Source organism: Bradyrhizobium sp. 157, assembly GCF_023073815.1.
Lineage (GTDB): Bacteria > Pseudomonadota > Alphaproteobacteria > Rhizobiales > Xanthobacteraceae > Bradyrhizobium.
In genome coordinates, this window is the sequence record NZ_JADPKF010000078.1 from 1 (window position 1) to 1,146 (window position 1,146).

A 1,146-nucleotide genomic window follows, 5' to 3' on the forward strand; every position below is an offset into this window, starting at 1 on the left:
TGGAGACCTTTGCGCGGTTGCCGTTTTGAGGGCCTCGGAGGCAGCGATCGGTATGGCGGGGATTTCGGGGAGGCGGCCGGTGCTCCGACAAGGTCGGAGTGGTATCTGGCGGCCTATGCCGCTGTGATCGCCACACTGCGTTTGAGGTTGTAGGCGATGCAGGCGAGCAGGAAGGCCACAAAGTTGCGAGCGCCGTTGAAGTAGCGCATCCGGGTGAAGCCGTAGGTCCGTTTGAGGGTGCCGAACACCGCTTCCACCGGGCTGCGCAGCGGTACCAGCCGGTGATTGCGCTCGATCTCTTCTGGTGGCAGCGGCTTGCCTCTTTGACCGCGTCGCATCACGCCGTCACCGAACCCGTGTGTGTCGAGATGAGCCAGCACGGCTTTGCTGTGATAGGCTCGATCGGCATAGACGTCTCCGGCCTCGGAAGGAAGCAAGGTGGTAGCGACGCTGACATCCTGGATGTTGGCTGACGTGAGCATGCCCTTGCGGATCAGATTGGTTCCTTGATCCGCTGCCACATGCATCTTGTAACCGAAGGTGAAGCGGTGACGATCGTTGTCCGCGCCGAACCGGGCATCTGGGTCCACCTCGCTGACCGGGCCGTCTTCCTTGCGTGGCCGCCGGGCAGCGCTTGTCACCATCGAAGCGTCGATCAACGTGCCCTGCTTGATGATCAAGCCGCGGGCTTCCAGTTGCCGCGTCAACTCGTCAAACAACTGCTCAACCAACCCGTCTCGCGACAAACGCTCGCGGAACCGCCAGATCGTGCTGTGATCCGGGGTCTTGTCCTCCAATGACAGTCCGGCGAAGCGCAAAAAGCTGACTCGATCGAACAGAGCGGCTTCCATCGCCGGGTCCGATAATCCGTACCAGCGCTGCAGCAGCAAAACCTTGAACATCATCAGTGCCGGATAGGATGGCTCTCCCTTGGCCGCTGTCGGGATCACAGAAAGCAGCCCCTCAAAGGGCCGCCAATCCAGCAGGCGACTGATCTCGTCCAGGATATCGGGCCGCCCACTGCCTCTCTGAGCAAGCGCCGCATCCAAAAAGCCCAACTGGCCAATACGACGCCGTCCCATCAGCGACCTCCCGATTCAGTCGCCTAAGTGAATCATTACTTCCGCATCCGTGCAAAGGTCTCCA

At 60.9% G+C, this 1,146-nt stretch carries 1 protein-coding gene; it reads right to left on the reverse strand.

The window, feature by feature from the left end:
* Positions 1-113: 113 nt before the first annotated feature.
* Positions 114-1,082: an IS5 family transposase gene (locus IVA95_RS20680; protein WP_247512147.1), complete on the reverse strand. Its 969-nt coding sequence runs from the start codon at positions 1,080-1,082 to the stop codon at positions 114-116.
* Positions 1,083-1,146: the final 64 nt, after the last annotated feature.

What these genes read in the sequence shown, in the direction of transcription:
- IVA95_RS20680 (WP_247512147.1), bottom strand. Translation starts at nt 1,082, where the DNA reads ATGGGACGGCGTCGTATTGGCCAGTTGGGCTTTTTGGATGCGGCGCTT.